At 60.2% G+C, this 20,996-nt stretch carries 21 protein-coding genes; 13 read left to right on the top strand and 8 right to left on the bottom strand.

Features of this window, described 5'->3' with window-relative positions; translation table 11 throughout:
* Positions 1-45: 45 nt before the first annotated feature.
* Positions 46-225, bottom strand: coding sequence for a hypothetical protein (locus QP908_RS03940; RefSeq protein WP_023023993.1), 180 nt, complete (start codon positions 223-225; stop codon positions 46-48).
* Between the two features lie 631 nt (positions 226-856).
* On the bottom strand, positions 857-2,500 hold the full coding sequence (gene groL / locus QP908_RS03935) for a chaperonin GroEL (protein WP_284771703.1): 1,644 nt from the start codon (positions 2,498-2,500) through the stop codon (positions 857-859).
* Between the two features lies 1 nt (position 2,501).
* Between groL and QP908_RS03930 the strand changes: the two genes are divergently transcribed.
* The 9 genes from QP908_RS03930 to QP908_RS03890 all read left to right on the top strand — a co-directional run bounded on the left by QP908_RS03930 (position 2,502) and on the right by QP908_RS03890 (position 12,500).
* Positions 2,502-2,645 carry a hypothetical protein gene (locus QP908_RS03930; RefSeq protein ID WP_156904629.1) on the top strand — a complete coding sequence of 48 codons (144 nt, stop codon included), beginning with the start codon at positions 2,502-2,504 and terminating at the stop codon, positions 2,643-2,645.
* Between the two features lie 211 nt (positions 2,646-2,856).
* Positions 2,857-4,224, top strand: coding sequence for a dipeptidase (locus QP908_RS03925; RefSeq protein ID WP_284771702.1), 1,368 nt, complete (start codon positions 2,857-2,859; stop codon positions 4,222-4,224).
* A gap of 248 nt (positions 4,225-4,472) precedes the next feature.
* Positions 4,473-7,481 (top strand): Na+/H+ antiporter subunit A, encoded by a 3,009-nt coding sequence (locus QP908_RS03920; protein WP_284771701.1) that lies wholly within the window; start codon positions 4,473-4,475, stop codon positions 7,479-7,481.
* Positions 7,482-7,982, top strand: a complete 501-nt coding sequence (locus QP908_RS03915; RefSeq protein WP_284771700.1) for a Na(+)/H(+) antiporter subunit C — start codon at positions 7,482-7,484, stop codon at positions 7,980-7,982.
* The gene (locus tag QP908_RS03910; RefSeq protein WP_284771699.1) at positions 7,975-9,810 is read left to right on the top strand and encodes a Na+/H+ antiporter subunit D; all 1,836 of its coding nucleotides are present in this window, start codon (positions 7,975-7,977) and stop codon (positions 9,808-9,810) included. Before QP908_RS03915 ends, QP908_RS03910 begins: the two co-directional genes overlap by 8 nt.
* The gene (locus QP908_RS03905) at positions 9,803-10,330 is read left to right on the top strand and encodes a Na+/H+ antiporter subunit E (RefSeq protein ID WP_284771698.1); all 528 of its coding nucleotides are present in this window, start codon (positions 9,803-9,805) and stop codon (positions 10,328-10,330) included. The genes QP908_RS03910 and QP908_RS03905 overlap by 8 nt, the downstream gene beginning before the upstream one ends.
* Entirely contained in the window at positions 10,330-10,605 is a 276-nt protein-coding gene (locus tag QP908_RS03900; protein WP_005279460.1) for a monovalent cation/H+ antiporter complex subunit F, read from the top strand. Before QP908_RS03905 ends, QP908_RS03900 begins: the two co-directional genes overlap by 1 nt.
* The gene (locus QP908_RS03895; RefSeq protein ID WP_005279458.1) at positions 10,602-10,982 is read left to right on the top strand and encodes a monovalent cation/H(+) antiporter subunit G; all 381 of its coding nucleotides are present in this window, start codon (positions 10,602-10,604) and stop codon (positions 10,980-10,982) included. The genes QP908_RS03900 and QP908_RS03895 overlap by 4 nt, the downstream gene beginning before the upstream one ends.
* 15 nt (positions 10,983-10,997) lie before the next feature.
* Positions 10,998-12,500 (top strand): glycosyltransferase 87 family protein, encoded by a 1,503-nt coding sequence (locus QP908_RS03890; protein ID WP_284771697.1) that lies wholly within the window; start codon positions 10,998-11,000, stop codon positions 12,498-12,500.
* 128 nt (positions 12,501-12,628) lie between these two features.
* Here QP908_RS03890 and QP908_RS03885 read toward each other — a convergent pair whose 3' ends face one another.
* The 3 genes from QP908_RS03885 to QP908_RS03875 are packed head-to-tail and all read right to left on the bottom strand — an operon-like array spanning position 12,629 to position 15,044.
* The gene (locus QP908_RS03885) at positions 12,629-13,768 is read right to left on the bottom strand and encodes a glutamate--cysteine ligase (protein WP_284771696.1); all 1,140 of its coding nucleotides are present in this window, start codon (positions 13,766-13,768) and stop codon (positions 12,629-12,631) included.
* 44 nt (positions 13,769-13,812) lie between these two features.
* The gene (locus QP908_RS03880; RefSeq protein WP_239268502.1) at positions 13,813-14,745 is read right to left on the bottom strand and encodes a LytR C-terminal domain-containing protein; all 933 of its coding nucleotides are present in this window, start codon (positions 14,743-14,745) and stop codon (positions 13,813-13,815) included.
* Positions 14,746-14,768: 23 nt separating this feature from the next.
* The gene (locus QP908_RS03875; protein WP_239268504.1) at positions 14,769-15,044 is read right to left on the bottom strand and encodes a DUF3263 domain-containing protein; all 276 of its coding nucleotides are present in this window, start codon (positions 15,042-15,044) and stop codon (positions 14,769-14,771) included.
* Between QP908_RS03875 and QP908_RS03870 the strand changes: the two genes are divergently transcribed.
* Together QP908_RS03870 and QP908_RS03865 are read left to right on the top strand one after the other, a co-directional pair.
* On the top strand, positions 15,043-15,666 hold the full coding sequence (locus QP908_RS03870; RefSeq protein ID WP_239268507.1) for a peptide deformylase: 624 nt from the start codon (positions 15,043-15,045) through the stop codon (positions 15,664-15,666). The genes QP908_RS03875 and QP908_RS03870 overlap by 2 nt on opposite strands.
* A 2-nt stretch (positions 15,667-15,668) precedes the next feature.
* Positions 15,669-16,670: an N-acetylglutamate synthase, CG3035 family gene (locus tag QP908_RS03865; protein WP_284771695.1), complete on the top strand. Its 1,002-nt coding sequence runs from the start codon at positions 15,669-15,671 to the stop codon at positions 16,668-16,670.
* Here QP908_RS03865 and QP908_RS03860 read toward each other — a convergent pair.
* Positions 16,620-16,754 (bottom strand): hypothetical protein, encoded by a 135-nt coding sequence (locus QP908_RS03860; protein WP_284771694.1) that lies wholly within the window; start codon positions 16,752-16,754, stop codon positions 16,620-16,622. The two genes, QP908_RS03865 and QP908_RS03860, sit on opposite strands and share 51 nt — an antisense overlap.
* Between QP908_RS03860 and QP908_RS03855 the strand changes: the two genes are divergently transcribed.
* Both QP908_RS03855 and QP908_RS03850 read left to right on the top strand, forming a co-directional pair.
* Positions 16,753-17,562 carry an exodeoxyribonuclease III gene (locus QP908_RS03855; RefSeq protein WP_284771693.1) on the top strand — a complete coding sequence of 270 codons (810 nt, stop codon included), beginning with the start codon at positions 16,753-16,755 and terminating at the stop codon, positions 17,560-17,562. The two genes, QP908_RS03860 and QP908_RS03855, sit on opposite strands and share 2 nt — an antisense overlap.
* On the top strand, positions 17,563-19,026 hold the full coding sequence (locus QP908_RS03850) for a phospholipase D-like domain-containing protein (RefSeq protein ID WP_284771692.1): 1,464 nt from the start codon (positions 17,563-17,565) through the stop codon (positions 19,024-19,026).
* A 346-nt stretch (positions 19,027-19,372) separates the two neighbouring features.
* Here QP908_RS03850 and QP908_RS03845 read toward each other — a convergent pair whose 3' ends face one another.
* Positions 19,373-19,900, bottom strand: a complete 528-nt coding sequence (locus QP908_RS03845) for a CAP domain-containing protein (RefSeq protein WP_239268516.1) — start codon at positions 19,898-19,900, stop codon at positions 19,373-19,375.
* Between the two features lie 317 nt (positions 19,901-20,217).
* Complete coding sequence (locus QP908_RS03840; RefSeq protein ID WP_284771691.1) at positions 20,218-20,994, bottom strand: ABC-2 transporter permease family protein; 777 nt, start codon at positions 20,992-20,994, stop codon at positions 20,218-20,220.
* Between the last annotated feature and the right edge of the window lie 2 nt (positions 20,995-20,996).

Raw genomic sequence — 20,996 nt, 5'->3', positions numbered from 1 at the left:
TATGGTCTCCTTAAAATGGGATGGAAAGTAATCCGGTTTAGATTACTAGGAAGACAGTTCGGTGATTGCGTCCGGCAAAGCTGCCTCAGTAGCAGTCTCAGCTGCGTTCTTCAAGTTACCAAAGGAAAGAATCTCGGTAACGCCGGACAGTACCTTGTACCAGCCTTCCTGGGTGTTTACGAAGTTGTCTAGGTGCATCTGGATGGTGGCGAGATCCACGTTCATGTTTTTCTCCTCGAATAGGTCCGAAGCTTGTACCCCGAAAGGGCTGTGCAATGTGCAGGCACCCTCGGTGGGCGCTACGAGGAGTATTTTGCCATAGGGCTTCAGCGAAGCAACCCCAGATTTCTAGAAACCTTCTCAGCGCCTTAAGTTTTCATAAAAATTTTACACTGGATTTTTACTTCAATCGTTTACCGTAATTACAACTGTATGCCGCTGAACTGGGACTACCGCGCCGCCGCCTCGCCGCAAGGTTAAGAAAAAATTAACCCCGTAAAGATTGGTGATGAATTTTCCTATCAATGCAGTACCGGAGATTTATATGGAAGTAGTTTTCATTACCACGGTTTTTGCCCACTTTTTACCCTAATACGGGGTTAGTTCCGGTAACTAAAGGCGAGTGAGAAGGCTGCCGATGTAACGAAAAGTAGATCCCAAGCTATACAAACGGATCCGTTCGTATCCCCTGTCCCCTCAAAGGGACCCCCGCCTCACCGCCTCACGGAAGGGGCATAAAACACCGCTGCGCCCCTCGCCGCGTGCGTTCAGCACACAGTGAGGGGCGCAGCTTTCGCCAGACTCAAGCGCATATAAGAGCGGGAGCTCAGTATGCGCCAGGCGTGGTGGAGGGCGCTTAGAAGCCCATGCCACCCATAGCGTCAGCGTCAGGCATAGCGTTGTTGGAGTCGGCAGGCTCTGGCTTATCAGCCACAACAGCCTCGGTGGTCAGGAACAGTGCCGCAATGGAGGCGGCGTTCTGCAGTGCAGAGCGGGTGACCTTAACCGGGTCGTTGATGCCGGATTCCATGAGGTTGACGTACTCGCCGGTAGCGGCGTTGAGGCCCTCGCCGGCGGGCAGGCCGGAGACCTTATCTGCGACGACGCCAGGCTCCAGGCCGGCGTTGTGAGCGATCTGCTTCAGCGGTGCAGACAGTGCCTCGCGGACGATCTTTACACCGGTTGCCTCGTCGCCTTCGGCCTCGATGGAGTCAAGAACGGTAGCGGCCTGCAGCAGGGCAACGCCACCGCCGGCAACGATGCCTTCTTCCACGGCTGCCTTGGCGTTGCGCACGGCATCCTCGATGCGGTGCTTGCGCTCCTTGAGCTCAACCTCGGTAGCGGCACCGACCTTGAGCACGGCCACGCCGCCGGAAAGCTTAGCCAGGCGCTCCTGCAGCTTCTCGCGGTCATAATCGGAATCGGAGCTCTCGATCTCAGCGCGGATCTGCTTGATGCGGCCATCGATCTGCTCCTGGGTGCCAGCACCCTGGACGATGGTGGTCTCATCCTTGGTGACAACGACCTTGCGTGCCTGGCCCAAGTACTCCAGCTCGGCGGTCTCTAGGGAAAGGCCAACCTCTTCGGAGATGACCTGGCCGCCGGTCAGGATGGCCATGTCCTGCAGGGTGGCCTTGCGGCGGTCACCGAAGCCCGGGGCCTTCACGGCAACGGACTTGAAGGTGCCGCGGATCTTGTTGACCACGAGGGTGGACAGGGCTTCGCCTTCAACGTCCTCAGCAATGATCAGCAGCGGCTTGCCGGACTGCATGACCTTTTCCAGCAGCGGAACGAGGTCCTTGATGTTGGAGATCTTGGAGGAGACCAGCAGGATGTACGGATCCTCCAGGACCGCCTCCTGGCGCTCCATATCGGTAGCGAAGTAGCCGGAGATGTAGCCCTTATCAAAGCGCATACCCTCAGTAACCTCGAGGTCCACGCCAAAGGTATTGGACTCTTCCACGGTAATAACGGAGTCCTTATTTACGGAACCGTTACCCACGGTGTACATAGCCTCGGCAATCTTTTCACCGATTGCCGGGTCCGCGGCGGAAATGCCAGCGGTGGTAGCGATCTGCTCCTGGGTTTCTACTTCCTTGGCGGAAGACAGCAGGGAGTCCACAACCTTCTTGGTTGCGGTCTCGATGCCGCGCTTGATGCCCATTGGGTTGGAACCAGCGGCTACGTTGCGCAGGCCTTCGCGGACGAGTGCCTGTGCCAGAACGGTTGCGGTGGTGGTGCCGTCGCCGGCGACGTCATCGGTCTTCTTGGCAACTTCCTTGACCAGCTCGGCGCCGATCTTTTCGTAAGCATCCTCGAGCTCGATTTCGCGAGCGATGGAAACGCCGTCGTTAGTAATGGTCGGGGCGCCCCAGGACTTTTCTAGGACGACGTTGCGGCCCTTGGGTCCCAGGGTGACCTTGACTGCGTCAGCCAGAGTATTCAGGCCGCGCTCAAGGCCGCGGCGGGCCTCTTCATCAAAAGCGATAATCTTTGCCATAGTGTTTGTGCTCCTTGGATTTATTGAGGACGACACTCACGTCTTTCTCGCTGCGGACGCCCGCGACGGCATGGCTGGTGAGTGTGGACCAACCTCAACCACAACGATGGAGATTTATCTAGCACTCATCCTGTCCGAGTGCTAACGCCCATTCTGGCACTCTCCTACCCCTACTGCAAGAAACAACGCGCTTGCCTGTAGCGATCTTTTGCCCGCCGCACACCGCGGTGACACTTCCCCCGGGAGGGGTGGCGAAGGCGGAAGGAAGGGGGCATCGGCAAGCGCGGGCAGGAATGTATAGGGATTGTCGCGCGGATCTGTATTGCGGCCCAAACGCTCAAGGTACCGTGGATTGCATGACAGATATGATTGACAGCATTCGTAGCGACCGCGACACCATCTTCCGCCAGCTCAGCGAGCTCGTGGAATTCAACTCCGTGCACAATGAGCCGGGCTTGGAAGACCAGGCCCAAGGCGCGAGCCAGTGGGTGAAGGCCGCGCTGGAAGAAGCAGGGGCAACGGTAGAAACCATCACCACCGCGGATGGTTCCACCGCTATTGTGGGCGAGCGCAAGGGCGAGGAAGGCGCCAAGACCGTCCTGTTGTACTCGCACTACGATGTCGTGCCCGCAGGAGACCGCGCGGCCTGGGAATCCGATCCCTTCACCCTGACCGAGCGCGCCGATGCCGAGGGCACCACCCGCTGGTACGGCCGCGGCGCGGCAGACTGCAAGGGCAATGTGGCCATGCACTTGGCGGCCCTGCGAGCACTGGAGGCCAATGGCGGCACCAAGGTGAACCTGAAGTACCTCATCGAAGGCTCTGAGGAGCGCGGCGGCGAGGGCCTGTCCCAGCTCATCAAGGACCGCCCGGAGCTTTTCACTGCCGATGCCATCCTGATTGCAGATGCCGGCAATGCCGCGGTGGGCCAGCCCACCTTGACCACCTCCCTGCGCGGCGGCGCGCAGATTGAGGTCGAGGTCAATACCCTGGCCGCGCCCGTGCACTCCGGCCAATTCGGCGGCGCGGCCCCAGATGCGGTGAAGGCGCTGATGCGCACGCTGGATTCGTTCACGGATGAATACGGCCGCACCATCATCGATGGCGTGGATACCAGCGCCCACTGGCAGGGCCAGGAATACCCGGCCGAGGCCTTCCGCGGCGATGCGCAGCTGCTCGAGGGCACCGAGATCATGGGGTCCAAGGATCCGGAGGGCGCTACCCCGGTGGCAGACATGGTGTGGTCCCGCCCGGCCATTTCCGTGACCGGCTTTACCTCTACCCCGGTGGCTGAGGCCGTCAATGCCGTGCCCGCTACCGCGGCCGCCAAGCTGAACCTGCGCGTTCCGGCCGGAACCGATGCCCGCGCCATTGGCGAGGCCGTCTGCGAGCACGTAAAGAACCACGCACCTTGGGGCGCGCACATCAAGGCGGAGGTCGTGGAGGCCAATGCTGGTTTTTCCACCGACCCGGAAAAACCCGCCGTGGCGCTTTTGGGCCAGTGCCTATCCGAGGCCTATGGCAAGGACACCGCAGCGCAGGGCATGGGCGGTTCCATTCCCCTGACCACCGAGCTGCAGGAGGCACACCCCAACGCGGAAATCGCGCTCTACGGCGTGGAAGAGCCCAAGTGCACCATTCACTCCGCCAATGAGTCCGTCGATCCCACCGAGATCGAGCACGTCGCCGCAGCGGAGGCGCTTTTCTTGCAGCGTTACGCGTAGCGGTAATGCGTGTAACGGCAACATATAATACTGTGCGCTAAAAATAATCTTTCGAAGTTGTGGGAAAACCGGTAAACTTTCGACGAGTTGACCCCGTTTCCGGCCACGCTGCTTGCACAAGTGGGACAGTTCGTACTCGGCCAAGTACGGACTGTCTTGGTGTGTATATGTTCCCGGCGCATATCGCCACGCGCCGCGGCAATGAGGGTCTGAGAACTTGACACAACCTAAGGAGCGCAGATTCCAACGTGCTAATACTTCTGGGTGCCCTCATCGTTGCCACCGTGGTTGCACCGCTGCTCATTATGAATGTGGGCCGCCCAGCCTTTGGTTTATTGGCAATAGTTCCCGGTGTCGGTTTCGTGTGGACCCTCGCGCACTTTGCCCGGGGTACCTTCCGCGATGGCGGCGCGCTGAATTACACCATCGAGTGGATGCCGGCCGCGCACCTCGCCGTGGATTTGCGCATGGATGCCCTGGGCGGGCTCTTTAGCCTCATCATCTTAGGGATGGGCGCCTTGGTCCTGCTGTATTGCTGGGGCTATTTCGATTCCACGCGCCGCCGCCTTGCCATGTTCGCCGGCCAGATGGTGGGCTTTGCCACCGCCATGTTCGGGCTTGTGACCTCCGATAGCCTGCTGCTCATGTACGTCTTCTGGGAGATCACCTCCCTCTTGTCGTACCTATTGGTCAGCTACTATGCCGAGCGCGCCTCCTCGCGCCGCGCCGCACAGCAGGCACTTATGGTCACCGTCATGGGCGGCCTGTCCATGCTGATGGGCATCTGCCTGCTCGGCCGGCAGACCGGGGCGTGGACGTTTAGCGAAATCAGCGCCTACGATCACTTCCCCCAAACGCCGTACGTCACGGTCGCCATCGTGCTCATCCTGGTCGGTGCGCTCACCAAATCCGCTATCGTGCCGGCACACTTCTGGCTGCCGGGTGCGATGGCAGCGCCAACCCCGGTCTCGGCCTACTTGCACTCCGCGGCCATGGTCAAGGCCGGAATTTATCTGGTCGCGCGCCTGGCACCGGATATGTACGAGGTGGCCACCTGGCACCTCGTGGTCATTTCCTTGGGCGTATTTACCATGCTGCTCGGCGGCTGGATGGCGCTAAAACAAAAGGACCTCAAGCTGATCTTGGCCTATGGCACGGTCTCCCAGCTGGGCTTTATAACCTCCATCGTGGCGGTTGGCTCCCGGGAGGCCATGCAGGCGGGCCTGGCGCTGACCTTTGCCCACTCGCTCTTTAAGGCCGCACTGTTCATGGTGGTTGGTGCCATCGATCACTGCTCGGGCACGCGGGATATTACAAAGCTATCCGGACTTGGCCGCAGGCAGCCCTTCCTCTACGGCCTCGCCGTTATCTCGGCCCTATCCATGGCGGGCGTTCCCCCGCTCTTTGGCTTTGTATCCAAGGAGGCCGTGCTGGAATCCACCATGCACGAAGAGCTGCTCATCGGCATGCCGCGCAATATGATCCTGGTGGCTTATGTGGCAGGCTCCATCCTCACCATGGCCTATGCCCTGCGCTTTTTGTGGGGCGCCTTTGCCACCAAGAACCTGCCGGACGATAAAGACGGCGTCTCCAAGGCCGTGGCCACGATGCACAAGGTCAACGTGGGCCTGTGGCTCGCCCCGGCCGTGCTCACCGCGCTGACCATCGTGCTCGGCATCGCGCCGCAGGCGCTCTCAGCGGCCATCGATCAGCACCTCGATTCCACCTTCGGGGCAGGCGATCACCACGGCCTGGCCCTCTGGCACGGATGGTCTGTGACCTTGGGCGTATCCGCCATCATCATCGTGGCCGGAATCATCGTGCACTGGCGCCGCCAGGTCCTAGAGCAATGGCAGTTTGCGTACCCCGCGCTTGGTGATGCCGACGCTGTCTACGACAAGGTCATCTCCACCCTGCGCAAGCTCTCCCTGCGCACCACGGCCGTTACCCAGCGCGGTTCGCTGCAGCTCAACCTGACCGTCATCTTCGCCACCTTGATGGTGCTGCCGCTGACGATGCTGATTACCGGTGATCTCACGGATATCCGCATGGTGGTTGCAGAAAACCCCTGGCAGGTCGTCGCCGCCATCATCATGATGGTGGCCGCCATTGCCGCGACGGTCACCGATAACCGCCTCTCTGCCGTCATCATCGTCGGCATTACCGGCTATTCCTTGTCCTTCGTCTTTGCCATCCACGGCGCCCCGGACTTGGCGCTGACCCAGCTGCTCACAGAAACCATCATCATGGTGCTATTCATGCTGGTACTGCGCCGCATTCCGGCGTCTACCGAGTGGAAGCAGGACCCGAAGATGGGCCGCCTGCGCGCCTGGCTCTCCGTTGGCACCGGCCTGACCGTCACCATCGTGGCGATGTTTGCCATCAACGCGCGGTCTGCCGAGCCCATCTCGCAGTACATGCCGGAACTGGCTAAGGAGATAGGCCACGGCGCCAACGCCGTCAACGTCTTGTTGGTGGACCTGCGCGCCTGGGATACCTTTGGTGAGATCACCGTCATTATCATCGCCGCGCTCGGTGTGGCCTCCCTGATTTACCGCACCCAATCCTTCTCCAGAGACAGCCGCCGGCCTACCCTGCAGGTCACGGGCCGGCGCTGGCTGGCCGCGGGCTCGGAATCGGAGCAGGCGCTCAACCGCTCGCTGATGATCGATGTCTCCACCCGCGTGCTTTTCCCCTCCATGATGGCGCTGTCGTTCTACTTCTTCTTTGCTGGGCACAATGCGCCAGGCGGCGGCTTCGCTGGCGGCCTTGTGGCCGCACTCGCGCTCATCCTGCGCTACTTGGCCGGTGGCCGCGCAGAGCTCGATGAGGCCCTGCCCATCGATGCCGGGCGCACCATGGGCGCAGGCCTCTCCTTGTCCGCCCTGGCGGTGGTGGTGCCGATGTTCTTTGGCTACCCGCCGCTTACCAGCGGATACACCTCGCCCGAGATCCCGCTTATCGGTGCGGTCTCACTGCCTTCAGCGCTGGTCTTTGACTTGGGCGTCTACCTCATCGTCGTGGGGCTGACGCTCTACGTGCTCAGCTCGCTCGGCGCCAAGCTGGATGAGGAAGAAGAGATGCGTAAGCAGCGCGCCCGCGACCGCGCCCGTTCGCTTGCGCGGAAGAACCGGGAGCGCAGCACCAAACAAAAGGCCCAGCGGGCGCAAAAACAAGAGAAGAAACAAGAAAAGGTACCAGCCTCAACGAGCTCCTCCGGCACGGGTTCCGGGGACAACGCAGGAAAGGAGAAATAAATGCAAGCCAACCTCTTCCTCCTGCTCGCCGCCGGAGTGATGGTTTCTGCGGGCATCTACCTCTTGCTCGACCGCGCCATGACCAAGATGATGCTCGGGCTGCTCTTGCTGGGCAATGGCGCCAACCTCTTCATGCTGCAGGCCGGCGGCCCGGCGGGCTCGCCGCCCATCGATGGTCGCGAGGCCCAGCCCTACGGCAGCGATATTGCAGATCCCCTCACCCAAGCGATGATCCTTACCGCCATCGTCATTTCCATGGCTCTGACGGCCTTCATCCTCACCTTGGCCTACCGCCAGTACCGCTACCGCACCGCCGACGTCATTGAAGATGACGCCGAAGATACCGCCATTGCGGCCAAGGCCTCCAAGCCTGGCAGCGCAGCGGCGAGCGCGGATCATGATGCCTCCAATGACCCCGCCACTGGGCGCGCTACCAAGGAAGGCGATAATTTCGGCCCCGAGTCCTTCGAGGAGCCGGTGAAGGGAGCCGACGATGACTGAGCCATTCCACCAGGCGGCCGAGACGATGTACCCGTACGTCGGCGCGCTTATCCCGCTGCCCATTATCATCCCGGCGGTGGCCGCAGCACTCTCGCTGCTCTTTGCCCGCATGCCTAATGTGCAGCGCCAGATTGCCTTTTTCTCCTTGCTGATTACGGCTGCGGTCAATGCGAGCCTGATCATGATAGTGGATTTTCATGGCATACAGACCCTGCAGATAGGCGGCTGGGACGCGCCCGTGGGCATTACCTTGGTGGCGGACCGGCTTTCCACGATGATCCTCTTTACCTCGTCTGTGGTGCTGTTCTCCGTCATTTGGTACGCCATTTCCCAGGGTGTGCGCGATGGCACCAAGGATGAACCGGTCGCGGTCTTTTTGCCCACCTACATGTTGCTGACCATGGGTGTAAACATCTCCTTTTTGGCCGGCGACCTATTTAATCTGTACGTCGGTTTCGAGGTCTTCCTCGTGGCCTCGTATGTGCTGTTGACCTTGGGGGCATCGGCAGGCCGCGTGCGCGCCGGCGTGGGTTATGTGATGGTCTCGATGGCCTCGTCCATGATCTTCCTTCTGGCGCTGGCATATGTCTATGCCTCCGTCGGCACCATGAACATGGCCCAGATTGGCCAACGCATGCACGACATCCCGGAGGGCACCCGCACCGCCATCTTCGCTACCTTGCTCGTGGCCTTTGGCATCAAGGCCGCAGTGGTGCCGCTGGCCGCCTGGCTGCCGGACTCCTACCCCACCGCGCCCTCGCTGGTGACGGCCGTGTTCGCCGGTCTGCTGACCAAGGTCGGTGTGTATGCGATCATCCGCGCGCGCACGTCCATCTTTACCAATGGTGGGCTCGATACCGTGCTGATGTGGGTGGCGCTGGCCACCATGCTGGTGGGCATCTTGGGCGCCATCGCGCAGACCGATATTAAGCGCCTTTTGTCCTTTACGCTGGTCAGCCACATTGGTTATATGATTTTCGGCGTCTCTTTGGGCACCGCCCAGGGGCTATCCGGCGCCATTTTCTACGCCATCCACCACATTCTGGTACAGACCGCGCTCTTCTTGGTCGTCGGCCTTATCGAACGCCAAGCCGGTACGTCCTCCCTGCGCCGCCTGGGCTCGCTGATGTATTCCGCCCCGCTTATCGCCGTGCTGTATTTCATCCCAGCCATCAACCTGGGCGGCGTGCCGCCGTTCTCTGGCTTTTTGGGCAAGATCATCCTCATTCAGGCGGGCGCCAACGAGGGCTCTTGGCTGGCGTGGGTGCTCATCGGCGGCGCGCTGGTGACCTCGCTGCTGACCCTTTATGTCATGATGCTGGTCTGGGCCAAGGGCTTCCAGCGCGACCGCGCCGATGCCCCCGAAGGCAATGTCGCCCTGGCTCGCCCGGCCCCGCTTTCTGATATCACCGATGAGGTCGAGTTTTCCTCCCGCCAGGACGTCGGCCGGGTGCCGTTCGGCATGGTGGGCGCCACGGCGCTGCTGGTCATCGCCTCGACCTCGATTACCTTCCTGGCCGGCCCGATTTCCGGTGTCACCTCCCGCGCTGCCGAATCCGCGCAGGATACCTCCATTTATCAGTACGCCGTACTGGGCGAAAATGCCGATAACCCCACCCGGCACCTTGACCAGAAGGACCGCTACGAAGGCGGCGCGGACTCCTACAAGGAGCGCAGCCAACGGCTACCGGATCCCGGCCCCGCCCACGATCCGAAATCAGACGCCACGGCGACGCCGAGCGCGGAGACGTCAAAATCAGACGCGCCGGCGAAATCGGGCACATCGGAAAGCCCTACCCCAGTAAAGAAGGAGGACCGCGATGACTAAGAGCCGCTTTGCCGGTGTGCGCTACCGCTTCCGGCCGTGGTTTACCGTCTGGATTACGGTCATGTGGTGCATGCTCATGGGAGAAATCACCGTGGGCAATGTGGTGGGCGGCCTCCTCGTCGCCCTGGTCATCGTCTTCGCCCTGCCGCTGCCGGCGATGCCCATCGCCGGCGTCGAGGTCGCCTGGGGCAAATTCCTGCGCTACATGCTGCGCTGGTTCTGGGAGCTATTTTATGCCTCCCTCAAGGTGGGCTGGCTGGCCTCCCGGCCGCAGCCGCTGCCTCAAACCGCCATCCTGGAATTGCCGATGCGCCTGGAAAACGAGTTCATCCTCTCCCTCGCGGTGACGCTGTACAACCTGCAGCCGGGTGGAACGGTGACAGACATTGACATCGCCAATCGCATGATCACCATCCACATCCTGAATGCCCGGGATGAGGCGCAGATCCAACGCGAAATCGATGCCGTGTCCCGCCTAGAATCTTCCATGATCGAGATCTTTGAAAGGAGCCACCCATAATGGATCCGCAGATCTATCACGCCATCCTGCTGGTTCCCGCATTCCTGCTGTGGGTCTCCGTATTAATAACCGTCTGGCGCATTATTGTAGGGCCCAATTCCCTCGACCGGCTGGTGGGAATGGACGGTTTTACCGCCATGTTCCAATGCGCGCTGGCGACCTATATGTGCTGGTCACTTGATACCTCCGTGGTCTCGGCCATGCTGGTCATCGCGCTGCTCGGCTTCATCTCCACCGTGTCTGTTACCAGGTTTAGGAAGAGGGATAACCAATGAGCTGGTCACTAATCGCGGATATCCTCTCGCTCATCCTCGTCATCAGCGGCAGCCTGCTCATTCTCGCCGCCGCCATTGGCTTGGCGCGCTTTAAGGACACGATGTCCCGCGTTCACGCCGTGAGCAAGCCGCAGACCACCGGGCTCATCCTCACCATCATGGGCGCGTTCATCCGCATTACCGGCGCCGAATCTTTCAGTATGGCCGAGCGTGGTGATTTGGGTATGCTTATTTTGCTGGTACTGTTTGCGATGTTTACCAGCCCGGTAACCGCGCAGCGCACCTCACGCATTGCACGCCGTGAAGGTCTGTATGGTTCCGAGGAATCGATGTCGCGCAATGACCGCCCCGCCGGCCGTTCGCTGCGCCGCAAATAGGAGGCACCTTTAACCGTGAAAAAGCTATACGGACTGCCTACTCTGGCCACACTTCTGGCTGCCTTCTTTATTTTCAGCATCTCCCGCTATAGCCAATACGACGGTCCCAATGCCTTCATCTGGCGCGTGCCGCTGGATCTGAAGATTTACTGGCTCGCCGGCGGCGAGGTGGCTAACGGCGCCAACCTTTATGACAACGCCTATATTGGCAACCTTCCTTTTACCTACCCTCCCTTTGCCGGCACGCTGTTCAAGTGGATTTCTTCGCTTGCCGATGACCCCCTTATCATCCTCTGGCAAGGCGGCACCATCCTTGCCTTATTGGCAGTCATCCTCATGGTCTTCCACGAGCGCGGCCTCAAACTTTCGCCGTTGAACTGGGGCGTCGCCATCCTACTAGTGCTGTGCGCCCCGGCTGTGGAGCCGATGTACGGCACCTTGTTCTACGGCCAGATCAACGTCTTTCTGATGTTCTTGGTCGCCCTCGACGTCATTCCTAAGAAACGGGCCCTGCCCGGTATTGGCATCGGCCTCGCCGCAGGCTTAAAGCTCACGCCGGCCTTTATGGGCCTAGTGCTCCTATTCCAGAAACGCTGGTGGCAGGCGGTTATCTCCGTCCTTACCTTTGCGGTGACCGTTGCGATTGGTTTCGTCACCATTCCGGATGCCGGGGTGTTCTGGACCGATGCCATCTTCAATTCCTCCCGCGTGGGTGAACACACCAACCCGGGTGCGCAATCCATCCGCTCGATCATGGTGCGCGCGTGGGGCATCGAGGGCGGTTGGATGTGGCTCGCCGCCGTAGCGGTGGTCTTCGTCTTGACTTGCTTGGCCCTGCGCACCGCGATGAAGCACAAGAATAACTCCGCCGCCATGTCCCTTGCCGGCATTAGTGCGTGCTTGGTTTCGCCCTTTTCCTGGTACCACCACTGGGTCTGGGTCTTCCCGTTGGCCATCGTGGTCCTTATCTCCATCAACCAGGCACTGGGCAAGCGCCTGCGCGGGGTCATCGGCGCGCAAGTAGCAGCACTCATTTCCTTCGCGGCCATGTGCGTGGTGCTGCTGCCGTACGTCTCCGCAGCCTTCTGGCTCGAAGGCTCCAACCGCTCTTTGAACCAGTTGGACTTCCAGCCCTGGGCCATGCTCCTTTTCACTGCCTCCGGCATCCTCTACATCGCCTTTTATGCCCTGTGGGGATTTATTCCAGGTACCCAGCCCAGCGAGGAAGACACCCGCAGCGGCCGGCACGCGGCACAGCGTGCTGCTCATCCGCAGCACGCCCAACAGCACCGCGCCCGGCCCCAGCATGCTCAGCCGCAACATGCCCGGCCGCAGCGCACTCAGGCAGCCGGCGCTCACGCGTCTGGCGCTGCCACACGGGGTTCTGCCACCACCGACGAAACCGCACAGTTCCCGGTATTTAACCCTGAGACCCGCGAGTTTCCCTCCACCGAGGGCTATACCGATATTCCGGCTCCCCCGTCCTACGGTGGCCGCCACGCCCTAGATAACGACTAAGCCGCACGCAGCCGCCGCATGCCGGCAGCCATCTGCGCACCACCGCGCCGGCCTCGTACAGCTTCCTCCAGTGCGACCCTAGGCTTGCGCTCACTAAACGCACGCCTAGCCGATCATCGCTTAGCTGATTAGCGCACCGGCCGGAAGGTATGAAGCTCGCGGCAGGTTTCTTCGACGACATCGCGCCAGCTGCCGGTTTCTTGGAAGAGGCGGCGTTGGCGTTCGTATCCGGCGCCGCCGTCGATGATTTCATGCACCAAGGCCAGTTCTTCCGCACAGCCCAACTCGCGGGCTAGGGGCGTTAGCTCTTCTACCATCTGGGCCAGTTCATCTTTGACCCAGGCCTCGTCCGTGTCGCGCGAGGTAATAACGAGGGCATCCATGCCGTAGCGCGCCCCGCGCCACTTATTTTCCGCCACGTGCCACGGCTGCAAAACGGGTAGTTCCTCGCCCGCATCAATCATGCGGTCATAGTACACGACCAAGCAGTGCGTGAGAGCGACGACGGCGGATAGCTCCCGCAGGTTCGAGGTGGCGTCGGATACGCGGACCTCCACGGTGCCCCACTTCGAGGCTGGGCGGATATCAAAGTGCATCGAGCCGGTGTGATTGATAACCCCGGAGATGGCCTGATCCCGCATATAGGACTGCCACTCGTCCCACGTGAAGAATTGATACGGCATGCCAGCGGTAGGCAGCTGTTGATAGAGCATCGTGCGGTTGGAGGCGTAGCCCGTATCGAGGCCTTCCCACCCGGGCGAGCACGCAGAGATAGCCAAAAGGTGGGGGTACTTCGTCATCAGCGCATTGATGATGGGCCAGACGCGATCCTCGTGACTGATGCCAACATGGACGTGGGTGCCCCACAGCAGCATCTGCTTTCCCCAATACTGGGTGCGGGCGATGATCTCTTGATAGCTGGGTTTATCTGACAGCGGGTTTTCCCGGAAATCCGTAAACGGGTGCCCGCCAGAGGCCCACACATCGATGCCGAGCTTGGCAGCTGCTTCTTCCACGGCAGCCAACGAGGTTTCTAGCTCCGCGATGGCTTCTGGCACCGTGGTGCAAATGCCCGTGACTAGTTCCACCGTATTCTGGAGGAATTCCTTTTCCACGTGAATATCTGGGTGGGCGGCAGCGGCGAGATCAATAAGCTCAGCCCCGCGCGGGACAAGATCGCGCGAGTCGCGGTCCACGAGCGCGACTTCCCATTCCACCCCGAGCGTGGGCTCGGGGGAACGGGCGAATACTTCTGCCGGAATCTTCACTGGTCCAGCTTAACGGGTGGCAGGTAATATTCCATGAATTTTATTTAGGCCTGGGGGACGGCGAGGGCGACCACAACGGCGCCGTCATCGGTAGCTTCCTTGGGCAGGTCCTTATTCATGGGCTTGATTTCCGCCTGGTAGCGCGCGGCAACTTCCTTAGCCAAGGACTCCGCGGAGGTATCGCCTTCTGGGTAGAAGACGGTGGTCTTGGGCACGGTCAGGACGTCGCCTGGCAGGTTGCCCACATAGCCCACCTTGAAGCCGCCGTCCTTCAACACATCGGCTTCGTTCTTGGCCTTATCGGATTCACCGGAGTTATTGAGCACGCTGACCTTAATGTCATTGCGGTCGCGCGCAGCGGACGGCGCATCGTTGCCACCGGCACGGGCTTCATCCCCGGCGCGGCCTTCCTCGTGCGGATCGCGCGCGTCGGCATCGCGGTTAGCCTCGCCCTCGGCACCGCCGTTCGGGTGCGCGTTATCGCCCTCGCCTTCGCGAGGCGGCTGGTTATTAGCCCCGTCGCGGGAGCCATCGCCGCGCGCGCCATCCGCGGCAGGACCGCCCGCGCCATTGCCCTCTTGGCCGCCATTTGCGGAGCCGTCTGACTTCGACTGCTCGGAATCGGAAGCGACGGTCGAGTCATCATCCTCCGAAGTCATGGCATAAAGGCCCCACAGGCCGAGCATCACGGCCACGGCGATAAGCACCATGGCGAGCCCGCGCAGCGGTAAACCGCCCTTCTTGGCGTGGGCGCCTCCCCCACCGCCAGTTCCAGCCGCAGCGGCTCCCGCTCCGGCACCTGCAGCGCCAGCGGCAGCAGCATTTTCGCCGCCTATCTCATCGTCATAAGCGCCCTCGTAGGCGTCGTCATAATAAGCATCGCCATAATCGGTCGCGGCGGCATCCTCCGCGGCGGCACCGTCTGCGGCGTCGTCGAATTGCTGGTCGTATAGATTATCCGGATTCCCTTTAGTCACTTCAGTAACATTAGTAGCTAGTTCTAACGCGGTGGGGTATTTCCCCGCGCGGCGCGCCGCGTGTTTTCGCGCTCCTCCCGCAGGCGTTTTAGCCGGGCCACCAAGAGGGGATGGGATTCGGCGGCAGCGGGGACATCAAGAAGCAGGTTGAGGCGTTGGTGATAGCGCACCGGCGAGATATCCAGCTGCGCACGAATGGCCTCTTCCTTGCGGCCAATGCTGCGCGGAGCGGTTTCCTCAAAATCTAAGATGGCGGCGTCTAGGTCAGACAAGGGGTTCATGCCTAAACTGTAAAGCATGACTATTCGCCCCATCGTTATCCACGGCGACCCCGTGCTTCATCAGCCCACCACGCCGGTGGAAGAATCCGAGATTTCCAGCCCTGAGATGCAACAGCTCATCGCGGACATGTACGAGACCATGGAGGTCGCCCACGGCGTGGGCCTGGCTGCGAACCAGGTGGGCATCGGCAAGCGGCTCTTCGTGTACCACTGCCCCGATACCGAAGGCCCAGACGGCACCGAGCTGCCCGCCGATAAGGCCGGCATGCGCAAGGGCTGTGTTATCAACCCGGTGCTGGAGACCTCCGAGATTCCAGAAACCATGCCTGCCGATGACGGCTCCGACGACGAAGGCTGCCTGTCCGTGCCGGGCGAGGGCTTTCCCACCGGCCGCGCCGATTGGGCGCGCGTAACCGGCAAGGACGAGCACGGCAACGACATCACTGTAGAGGGCTACGGCTTTTTTGCCCGCTGCCTGCAGCACGAAACTGGCCACCTCGATGGCTACGTCTATACCGATACCCTCATCGGCCGCTACAAGCGCCAGGCCAAGAAGGCCATTAAGCGCAATGGCTGGACCGAGCCGGGCTACACCTGGATGCCGGGTGAAGACGAAGATCCCTTCGGGCACGACGATTAATCATGTCCCGCATCTTTCGTTCCGATGACGTGCAGGTAGGCGATCGCGTCGTGGCCCGGCGCGATTTTGGCGATGTGCACAGCGATGTCATTGGCCACGTCCTCAGCCTTAAGCCGCTGGTCATCCGCCCACAGCAGGTCGGCGGCTATCCCTCTGACCTCGAGGCAGTGGAGATCGCGCCCGAGCAGCTGAAGATCATCAAGCGCCTTTCGCCGCGCATGGTGCGCAATTCCGATATTCGCGCCGTCGAATACGCCACCGCCCAGGCCTTTCCCGGCAAGGAGCACACGTGGACCGCGGACGGTTCCTGGCTCATGCGCGCCGGCGATGGCGTGACGGGCCGGTCCAATTCCGCCGTCCCGCTCGGGCCCTCCGCGGGCTTTAATCCGGTCCCGCTCGAGGAAATCACGGAGTTCTACCGCCGCCACGATCTGCCGGTGCGCCTGCTTATCCCGGAGCGCATTGGCAAGCCTGCAGAGCGCCTGCTTGCCGATGCCACCTGGGAGACCGAACCCGAAATCCTCGTCATGGTCCTGCGCGATCTCGAGGGTCTATCCGCCGAGGTCCCGGGCTCTCACCCCAGCGGCGCGGAGTTCCGCATCGATGACCAGCCCGATGACGCGTGGTTAGAGATGTACCACTTCCGCGGCCAGGCGCTACCCGCCCAGGCCTTGGAATACCTGCGCGCCCGCATCGAGGGCACGATGGGCTTTGGGCGGCTGATTATTGGCGGCGAGACCGTTGCTATCACCCGCGGCACCATCACCGAATCCGGCGACGGCACCGCCTGGCTGGGATATTCTGCCGTGGAGGTAGCGCCCTCGCATCGCCGCCAGGGCTTAGGCGCCCTTTTGGGCCAGCACATGCTGCGCTGGGGTCGCGAGCAGGGCGCGAAGCACGCCTACCTCGATGTCTTGGCATCTAATACCGCCGGCATTCGCCTGTACGAAAAGCTAGGCTTCATCGAGCAGCACCGCCAGCTCTACGCCCGTTTGCGCGACTAGCCCCAGCTGGGTTAGTCCGCCTAGCCCGCCGGCCGCGGCCTGGACTAGTCCGGGCCATTGCCCGCGCGGTACTGTATTATCCATGCGCATCACCACGTGGAATATCAACTCCGTTCGCACCCGCATCCAGCGGGCGCTGGATCTTCTCCACAAGCACGATATTGACGTGCTGTGCTTACAAGAAACCAAGGTCAAGGACGATAAATTCCCCCGCGAGGCCTTCGAGGATGCCGGCTACCATGTCACCTGCCATGGCCTGAACCAATGGAATGGCGTGGCCATCATTTCCAAAGAAGAACCGGAAGAAGTCTTTACCGGATTCCCCCACCAGCCTGGCTTTGCCAAGAACCCTGAAAAGCCCCAGGACCGCGAGGCCCGGGCGCTTGGTGCGCGCATCCGCGGGGTAGAAATCTGGTCGCTGTATATTCCCAACGGCCGCGAGATTACGGACCGCCACTACGACTACAAGCTGGATTTCCTCTACCAGCTCTCCCACTACGCCGCGGGGCGCGCCCAATCCAAGCTGCTTTTAACCGGCGATTTCAATATCGCCCCGCGCGATGAGGACGTGTGGGATATCGAGGCCTTCCGTGGCAAGACGCATGTCACCGAACCCGAGCGCGCCGCCTTCCAGATGCTTGAGGAGGCAGGCCTCGAAGAGGTCACGCGCTGTTTTACCGAGGATCAGCGCTATACCTACTTTGATTACAAGGGGATGCGCTTTCACAAGAACGAGGGCATGCGCATCGATTTCCAGCTGGCCTCACCGCTGCTGGCCAAGCACGTCACCGGCGCGCACGTAGACATGGAAGAACGCGCTGGCGAAAAGACCTCCGATCACTGCCCGCTTCATGCAGATTTTGATCTGCCCGATTTCGATTCCGTGCGTTAAATGACCTGGTCGCTCGATCTCAGCTTCTGGCAGCTGCTCTTCCTCATCATTGATTATTCCATCAAGATCATCGCCGTCGGCTTCGTGCCAGAAGGTCGCCGGCCCTCCAATTCCACCGCATGGTTGCTGGCCATTCTGGTGCTGCCCGTCATCGGCCTGCCGCTGTTTTTGCTCATGGGCTCGCCGTATATCAACCGGCGTCGCCACCGCATCCAGCAAGAAGCCAATGAGCGCCTCGAGGATATTTCCGCCCGCACCCCGGATCATCCCAAGGGCATCCTGTCGGCCGAGGTGGAATCCGTCATCAAGCTCAACCGCGAGCTGACCGGTTTTCCGGCGCTCATTGGCCACAATCTGGGCCTGCATGCGGATTATGATGAATGCATTCGCGCCATCGCCGCGGCCGTGGACCGCGCCGAAAAGTACGTCTCCATCGAGGTCTATATCCAATCCTGGGACGAGACCACGGATGTATTTTTCCAGGCCCTCGCCCGCGCCACCGCCCGCGGCGTCAAGGTACGCCTTTTGCTGGATCAGATTGGCAGTTTTAAGTACAAGGGCTATTCCTCGCTGGGGGACAAACTGACAGAAATCGGCGTGGACTGGCGCCTCATGCTACCCATCCAGCTGCACAAGGGCCGCTTCCGCCGCCCGGATCTGCGCAACCACCGCAAGCTCGTCATCATCGATGGCGAGGTAGGTTTTATAGGTTCCATCAACCTGATCAAGCGCCAATATAAAACCAATGACCGCTTCTGGATCGATTACATGGTGGAACTGTCTGGCCCCATCGTCACCGCCATGACCGCGGTTTTCGCGGTGGATTGGTACACCGAATCCGGCGAAAACCTCCCGCTAGATGAGCTGCCCTATGACGATGCCCAAACCGTCGACGCCAATTACCTGCAGATGATCCCATCCGGTCCCGGATATACGACCGAGCCCAACCTGCGCATGTTTAACTCCCTGGCGCACCACGCCAAGCAGCGCCTCGTGCTGTGCTCGCCGTATTTCGTGCCGGATGAATCCCTCTTAGAGGCCGTAACCACCGCCTGCTACCGCGGGGTGGACGTGGAGCTTTATGTCTCCGATACCGCGGACCAATTCATGGTCAACCACGCCCAGTCCTCGTATTACCAGGCGCTGCTCGAGGCCGGGGTGCATATCTACCAGTTCCCCTACCCGTATGTTTTGCACTCCAAGTTCATCATCACGGATCCGGATAACCAAGAGTTCAATCCGCTGTGCATGTTCGGCTCGTCCAATATGGACCCGCGGTCCTTCGGCCTCAACTATGAGACCACCATGCTCGTGGCCAAAGGCGATCTCCTCGCCCAGTTCAACCAGCTCGCCGCCAATTACCGCGCGGTCTGCCACGAGCTCACCCTCGAGGAGTGGAACCAGCGCGGCTTTGTCCGCCGCTACGTCGATAACGTCATGCGGCTGACCTCGGCCCTGCAATAAGCTTTGCTTGCCGATGTCCCAATAGTCCGCTCATAGGCTATCTAAACACAAGCTTTCTTTTGCAGAGCCAGAGTAGAACATCCCGCGTTGAACCGTGCACGGTGTTACCGCAGAGATGAGTTTGTAGTCCACTTAATTGACTCCGGCTCGGCGTTAATTATTGGAACTAATTGCGAAAGATACGCCGAATCCTCCGCAGATTACCCTCTTGTCTATTGCTTTTTACCGTAAAGCTTAATCCCGGCTTTTGACATTGCCTATGTACGAAGGCGTACGAAAAGCTTAAGGAATACAAGGGGGGATAAAATCGCGCCTACCCCGAAGAGGAATATTAAAAAGCGCTTCTTTAACGTCCAAAATTCTGTACGGCAAAAAGCTCACCATTCGCCCCAACAGCGATGCCCGTGCCAACCGTTTTCGCCTCTGGGTCCAGCAAAATCTTCCTGTGGCTGGGAGAATTCAGCCACATGTTCACCAACTTCGCATCTGCGAAATCGTCCCATGCTTGAAGGACGTTTTCGCCACCGGCAGGAATGCTATCCGGATAGGTTTCCCAATGATTTGGCCGATGCTGCAAATCCCCTGTTCCCACCAAATGGTCGGCCCAGTCTTGAGCGATATTGTTTAACGCAGGGTTTTCTGTCACGGGATTTAAACCATGATCCGCCCTTGCTGCATTGACTTCGTTAACAATAGAGTGCGCACGGGCCCCATCGGGCTTCATGTGGCTAACTACTTCAGCAGCGTTACCGATAGGTCCTTGTGCCTTAGCTGGAGGGGTAGTTGCGGCTACCCCTCCTCCCACTAATGCGGCACCCGCGATAGTCGGGGCTACAAACTTTTCAACAGAATCTGGAAGCATTTCATTGGACACACTTACCACTCCCTCGGATAAACTTGACTACATTACTCTACACAATTTCTTTTTCTTCACCCCCAACCCTAACGCAAAAGAAAAATATTGTCAGTACATAAATAATATTTAAACTGCATTTCCGATAAAATAGAATTATATTTAAAGACGTTTAGAGTTTAATTTGCGATATGCGCCCATCCATAGGGTTCTCAAATATTCTCCCACCTGGAAAGGCTGTTTTCTGAGGCAGCCATTAATCACCACCAATAAAAGTAACCGGCTGATCACAATCAGCCGGTTACCAGTCATGTCTCAAACAACAGACCTACCCTCGCCTAAGCATCGCGCTTGTGCAGCACCAGCACGCCAAGGGCCCACAGCACTGCGGCCCAGATGAAGAACACGATGCCGCTGCCTGCGGATTCCGTCCACAGTGCGTTATCCACTGGGACATTGAATAGCCAGTTCTGGAAAGCGGTAAAGGGCATGAAGCTACCGATCTTATCGCCTACCACGGGCATCATGCTGACGATTTGATCCACGCCCAAGTACAAAATAAGGCCTAGCGCCACAGAGCCCGCGGTCTGGCGAATGAGCATGCCGATTCCTTGGGCGAAGGCCACCACGAGGACCGCAGCCAGTGGGTACTTCCACAGCTGCTCGCGGCCCACTTCATCGTTCCAGGGGTCGAAGGTGGCGGAAATGGAGCTATCCGCAAGCAGATCCGTAAGCAGGTACGCGCCCACCACGCCAATGAAGGTCAGCACGGCCGCGATGACCGCGTATAAGACCAGCTTGGCCACGGCCACGCTCCAGCGCCGCGGGGAGGCCATGAAGGTAATGGCTTGGGTGCCGAAGCGATATTCGGTGGTCACCAGCATAATGGCCTGAATCATCAGCACCGGCAGGCCCAGGGTTACCAGGAATACGACGGTGAACTCGGCCCCAATAGGCTGAAAGCCCATATCAACGGCTTGCGGATCGAGCGGCTCCGTAAACGCAGCGGTGACACCGGCCCAACCCCAGGAAAATAGGAGGAATAGCGCGGTAGTCCACCAGAAGGAGCGGGTGGTACGCAGCTTAATCCACTCGGATTTCAAGATATTCAACATGG

Source organism: Corynebacterium sp. MSK204, from assembly GCF_030229885.1.
Taxonomy (GTDB): Bacteria; Actinomycetota; Actinomycetes; order Mycobacteriales; family Mycobacteriaceae; genus Corynebacterium.
Note: the sequence above shows the minus strand (reverse complement) of the source record. Positions and strands in the feature narration are given on the sequence as shown.